General features: G+C 50.5%; 1 protein-coding gene. It reads right to left on the reverse strand.

Annotated features, from left to right (window positions below; genetic code table 11):
• Nucleotides 1–6,867 (reverse strand): non-ribosomal peptide synthetase (locus tag FB479_RS30220; protein ID WP_142067649.1); only part of this gene is annotated, 6,867 nt, incomplete at both ends.

Genomic DNA, 6,867 nt, shown 5'->3' on the forward strand with positions numbered 1-6,867 from the left:
ATGTATGCCAGACGTTCTTTCGGATAATCCGAATCGAGCGGTACATAAGCGCCACCAGCTTTGAGAATCCCAAGCACCCCGATCAGCATTTCGAGAGAACGCTTCACGCAGATACCGACGAGTGAACCTGCGCGAACGCCTTGTTTTTGCAGGTAGTTGGCTACTTGGTTGGATCGTGTCTCTAGCTGGGAGTATGTGAGACTCTGGTCTCCCGATACCACTGCAATGCGATTCGGGTAACGCATCGCGGTCTGCTTGAACAATTGATCCACGCGTTGATCCCGCGGGTAAGCCGTCGTGGTGTCGTTCCATTCCACCAGCAGCTGCTCCCGTTCTGCCTGAGGCAAAAACGGCAATTGGGTAATGGTCTTCTCCGGCATCTGAACGATGGCTTCGAGTAAGTGATGGAAGTGCTGTGACATGCGTACAATCGTCGTTTCATCAAACAGCGCTGTATTGTACTCAAACGTTGCGATCAATCCGTTTTGTTTTTCTGCCATCGTCAACGTCAGGTCGTATTTGGCCGTGACGAGGTGTTTGTCCATATCGAATTCCGATACGCGAATACCAGCCTTTTCGTCTAAGTCTAGCTGGAAGTTTTGGAGGACAAACATGACTTGGAACAGTGGCGAGTAGCTGAGACTACGCTCTAGCGCCAGTTCATCGACCAATTTTTCGAAAGGAAGATCCTGATGGGCATAGGCTTCTAGCGACGTCTCCTTTACTCTTGCCAGCAAGTCACGGAATGTCGGCTCCCCTGACATATCCGTACGCAGCACCAATGTATTAATGAAGAATCCAATCATTTGTTCCGTCTCTGGTCTATTGCGTCCTGCGACAGGGCTTCCGACGAGGATGTCTTCCTGTCCACTGTAGCGGTAGAGCAAAGTTTGGAAGGCTGCCAGCAAGGTCATGAACAGCGTCGATTCTTCTTTACGGCTAAGTGCTTGTAATTTGTCGAGAAGTTCACCTGCGAGCGTCGTTGAATAAATCGCTCCCTCGTACGTTTGTACAGCAGGACGTGAACGGTCTGTCGGCAAGGTGAGAAGCGGTTCCGCACCACTTAATTTTTCACTCCAGTACGAAAGCTGTTCGTCTAATACCGAACCCTGGAGCCACTCGCGTTGCCAAGCCGCGTAGTCAGCATATTGCACAGGTAAATCAATCAATGCTGGTATGTCGTTTTGGCTAATCGCTTCGTAGGTGGTGAACCATTCGCGAATGAATACTCCCATCGACCAACCGTCAGAGATGATGTGATGCATGTTCAAAAGGAAGACCGTTTCTTGCTCGCTTATGCGAATCAAGGTGGTACGGAACAACGGACCTTCGCTCAGGTTGAATGGCGTAGCTGCCTCTCTTCCTGCCAAACGCTGTGTTTCTGCTTCACACTCGTCCGCTGGTAGCTCCCGCAAGTCGATGACACGTAACTGCTGCTCTTGGTAAGGATGTATGATTTGCACGGCTTGCCCATCTACGTGGTCAAAGGTTGTCCGCAAGCTTTCATGGCGCTGGATCAGTACCTGCAAGCTCTTGTTCCAAGCCTCCATATTCAGGTCCCCGTGCAATCGAATCGCTAACGGGATGTTGTACAAGGCGCTGTCTGGCATCAGACGATCCAGGAACCACAGGCGCTGCTGTGCAAAGGACAGTGGTAGATGACCTTCCCGTGAAACAGGTTCGATCGAGGCACCTGTTTCTTGCAAAAAGCTACCGAGTGCTTCGGACAGTTCTGCAACGGTTGGGTTTTCGAACAGAGTCCGGATAGGTACTTCTCCTGCAAACATGTCACGAAGACGGGAAATAACCCGTGTCGCTAAGAGAGAATGTCCGCCAAGCTCGAAGAAGTTGTCATGAATCCCGACTTTTTCGATGCCGAGCACGTGCGACCAGATCGCGGCGACCAGCTCCTCTGTTTGGTTGCGTGGCGCTACATATTCTTGTGTAGAAACCATCTGCCCCCACTCCGGCTCTGGCAGTTGCTTCCGGTCGATCTTGCCGTTCGGTGTGAGCGGCATAGCTTCCAGCCAGACAAAGACGGATGGAACCATAAACTCCGGCAATTTTGCTTTTGCCCAGACAGCTAAGTCAGTAGCCTCTTCCCTATTTTCCTCTTTTGTCGTCACATACGCCGCCAGACGTTTGTCCCCCAACTGGTCTTCTCTTGCCGTCACCACAGCTTCCTTGACAGCCGGATGGGTGCGAAGGACAGCCTCCAACTCCCCTAACTCGATCCGATAGCCGCGAATCTTCACCTGATGGTCAATCCGGCCCAGATACTCGATTTGTCCATCTGGGAGATAACGGACCAAGTCACCGGTGCTGTACATCCGTGCATACGGGTCAGCGTGGAATGGATTGGACAAGAATCGTTCTGCTGTCAGCTCTGGACGATTCAGGTACTCGCGAGCCAATCCTTCCCCGCCAAGATACAGTTCCCCAGGTAAACCCAACGGTACAGGTTGCAGGTTGGCATCGAGAATATACGCTTGTGTGTTGGACAAAGGACGGCCAATCGTTGGTTCTGAAGTGGCGCCTTTGGTGACCTGCACATATGTGGAGTAGGTCGTATCTTCAGACGGACCATAGAGATTGAAGACTTTTTCCACATGCTCCAGTGCATATAGACTTTGCGCCAATGTGTTTGGCAGTGGCTCTCCAGCAAGGTTGACCACTCGTACCGTCGACGGGATCGCGTTCATCCGCACCAGTTCTTTGGCCGCCGATGGAACGGTATTGATTAAGGTCACCTCGTTGGCTGCTGGCAGGCTCGGTACATGCAAGGCGTTGTCAGCCAGGATGACTTTCCCGCCGAAGCTTAAGGTCACGAATATTTCATAGACAGACAGGTCGAAGCAGATAGAAGTAGAGGCGAGCACCCCACTCATTTCTTCAGCCGAAAAGACGGTTTTCGCCCAAGCGATAAAGGCAATGACACTACTGTGCTGAATCGCTACTCCTTTGGGCAGACCTGTCGAGCCCGAGGTGTAGATGACATAGGAAAGGTTCGTTGGCTCCACCAGATTAAGCAGGTTCTCTTCGCTTTGCTCCGCGATAGACTCCCAGTCACGATCCAGGCAGATCACTTGTGCGGTATGTTCAGGCAGCATCGGTAGCAGGCTTCCTTGGGTCAACAGGATTGCCGCTTGCGAATCCTCCAACGTATAGCCGATTCTCTCCTGTGGATACGCGGGATCAATTGGTACATACGCGCCGCCAGCTTTGAGAATTCCCATCATCGCTACGATCATCTCGGTTGTACGTTCCATGAGAACAGCGACCAAGACCTCTGGACCGATCCCTTGCACCCGCAGATAGTGAGCCAACTGGTTTGCTCGGCGGTTCAGCTCGGCGTACGTCAGTCTTTCTTCTCCGACGATTAAAGCCTCCGCATCCGGTGTAGCGGCGACTTGTGCTTCAAACAGCTGGTGCATCACCGCGTCACGAGTATATTCCGTTTCCGTCGCGTTCCATTCCACTAACAGCTTGTGGCGTTCCTCGTCCGTAATAAATGAAAGTGTACGCAACGGTTGTTCCGCTTGGGCAGTTAGGGCATGTAGAACCTGCGACATCTGTTCTAATACCTTACCAATCACTTCCGTATCAAAACGCCCTTGCTCATAGATCAATTTGAGAGCAAGTTCATCGCCAGGAGCCGCCACCAATGTCAAGGGGTAATTGGTTTGCTCCACTGCTTGGACTTCACTCAGCGACACTCCGGAATCTGAATCCTCACTTGTACTGTTCAGGTAGTTCTCAAAAACGAGAATACTGTCGAACAACGATTGTCCATGTGGGACCGCGCTCCAGCCTTGAACGTCTACAAGTGGTGTATATTCGTATTGGCGGATGTCTAATTGTGTCTTTTGCAAGTGTTGTAACCATTCCTGTATCGTTTGGCTTGGGTCAAACATGACGCGGACAGGTAGCGTATTAATAAAGAGTCCTACCATGTTTTCCACTCCTGGCAGGTCTGCTGGACGACCAGAAACTGTTGTTCCAAAGACAACATCGTCTGATCCGCTGTAACCTCTCAGGATGAGTGCCCATGCCCCTTGCACCAACGTATTTATCGTCAACTGCTGCTTGCGGGCAAAAGCTTGCAGGTGGGCCGTTACTTCCTTGGATAAGGAAACGGTTCGATCTCTGTAGGCTTTAGGCTGTATGGCATGACTGCCTGCTTTTCCCATAGCAAGTGGTGTTGGCTCGTAGAAGCCTTTTAACTGCTCGCGCCAATAGCGCTCCGCAACTTGTTTATCTTGCTTATTGAGCCATGCGATATAGCGGCTGAATGGTTGGACTGCTTCTAATTTTTCTTCTTCGCCTTTATCGATCGCTTGGTAACTTGCCTGCCAATCTTGCAAGACAAGTGGCATACTCCAGCCATCTAGCAAAATATGATGGAAGCTCCATAAGAAGCGATACGTATTGTCGTTCGTGCAAAACAATGTCCAACGCATCAATGGCGCCTTATTAAACGGGAAGTTTCGCACCCGGTCTTTTTCCATGTACGATTGAATTTCAGCTTCCTGCTTATCGACATCCACATGGCGTAGGTCGATTTTCTCTAAGCTCACTTTTACTTGTTTTCGAACGATTTGATGCGGTTGTTCCAATCCTTCCCAAATGAAGGAGGTACGAAGAATCGAATGGCGGTCGACTATTTTCTGCCATGCTTGCTCGAATACTTCCAAGCTAATATCTCGCACTGTCATGAGGAACTGTACAACATAATCGCCGCCCTCTTGTTCATACAGGGAGTGGAACAGCATCCCCTCTTGCAGTGGTGTCAGCGCGTATACACTTTCGATCTGCCGATCCGAAGCGATGTATTTGTCGATAGACTGCTGATTTAGGTTAGCCAGCGGGAAGTCTGACGGTGTGTAGCCGATTTCCTCTGCCGCTTGCGTGTAAGACATAATCTCCCGCAGTGCTTCCATGTAATCATCAGCAACCGCCGCAATCGTCTGTTCGTCATGGATGTTTTCGTTGTACAACCAGGTGACGTGCAGCTGATCTCCTGTAACCGCACTAATGATATCTAACAAGTTCTCCCGAATCGAATCAGGGGCAAGATTGGCTCCACTGCATTCAGACGCTATGCCAAACGTAGAGGAAACCGCCACCGTCTGATCAAATTGTCCAAGGTAGTTGAAGCTGATTTGCGGTTTCGGTTTGGCGTTCAGTCGGTGTTGTAGTTCAAGATCATCGCATAGATAGCGCAAAATTCCATAGCCGACACCCTTATTTGGAATCTGGCGGAGCTGTTCCTTGACTGCCTTCAGCGTATGTCCCCAAGGTTTTTCTTGCTCGGTAGAAATCTGTATCGGGTACATACTTGTGAACCAGCCAACCGTACGTGATAAATCTGCTCCCTCGATAATCTCCTCGCGTCCATGTCCTTCCAGAGTTACGACCATCGTCTCTTTTCCTGTCCAACGATTCAGCGCTTTTGCCAAGGAAGCAAGCAATACGTCATTGATTTGCAGACGGTAGGAAGGGAGCGTTTCGTGAAGCAAGTTGCGCGTCTCTTCGGCGGTCAGCGTCAGTGTAATCTGTTTCGTGGATGCCTCGGTGTTTTGAGCTGGCTCAAACGTACGGTCGACAGGAAGTGGATCCACTTCATACGCTTGATTTGCCCAGAAGGCTTTTTCCTTTTCAAGCGAATCGGACTTGGCATAAGCGTGTAACTGTTCCGCCCATGCTTTAAACGAGGTCGTTTTTGACGGGAATTGCACCGTCTGACCATTTACAGCTTGCTCATAGGCCAACTGCAAGTCATCCAGCAAAATGCGCCAAGATACCCCGTCGACTACCAAGTGATGAACAACGAGCAGGAGGCGTCCCGCGCGTTCTTTTCCAAGGTGGAAGTACACAGCTCGGAACAGAGGGCCTTCTGTGATGTTCAGACTCGCTTGCATCTCGCCTGCAATTTCTTCCAGTCGCGCGAATTGCTCCTCTGATGAGAGATCAGCCAAATCAACCAAATGGAAAGGTACAGGTTCGCCTAAGCCCTCGATGTGTTGTGACCATAAACCGTCGTTGTTGGTATAACGCATGCGTAAAGCATCATGGTGTGCAAGCAACTCGGTAATGGCACGCTCCAATGCGTTCGTATCAACCGGTTCCTCGACTGTCAACAAGAAGGATTGATTCCAGTGATGGATAGACGGTTGATTTGCGGCAAAGAACCACTTCTGAATTGGCGTAAGCAACACATTTCCGGTCACGAGGCCTTGTTCCGCCAGTTGAATAGCATTTTCCCCGTTTCCAGTTGTTGAAACGAGAGCTGCCAGTTCAGCGATTGTTTGGTTTTCAAAGATCTGTTTAGGTGTAAGACGAATCCCTGCTTGGTTAGCCCGAGAGACGATTTGGATACTCAGGATCGAGTCCCCTCCGAGTTCGAAGAAGTTGGAATGGATACTGATTTCTTCGATTCTGAGAACGTCTTGCCAAATCTCAGACAGTTTGCGTTCGATAAAGGTATGTGGTGCAACGTAGTCCCCATCACTTGTGTTCGCATAGTCAGGTTTTGGCAGGGCCCGGCGGTCTACTTTCCCGTTTGGCGTAAGCGGCAATTCATCCAGCATGACAAAAGCAGATGGCACCATATAATCCGGAACATGTGCTTTGAAGTGTTGGCGCAGTTCGGCTATGTCAACCTCTTGCTCCGCTTGCTTGACCGCGTAAGCGACGAGCTGTTTCTTGCCCGGTTCATCTTCGCGGACAATGACGACGGAGGCGGCAAGAGCGTGGTGTTTGGCTAAAACGAACTCTACTTCACTTAGCTCGATGCGGAATCCGCGGATTTTTACCTGATTGTCGATTCGGCCGATGAATTCGATCAGACCATCTGGCAGGTAACGA

The sequence above is a fragment of the Brevibacillus sp. AG162 genome, assembly GCF_006715575.1.
Taxonomy (GTDB): Bacteria; Bacillota; Bacilli; order Brevibacillales; family Brevibacillaceae; genus Brevibacillus; species Brevibacillus brevis.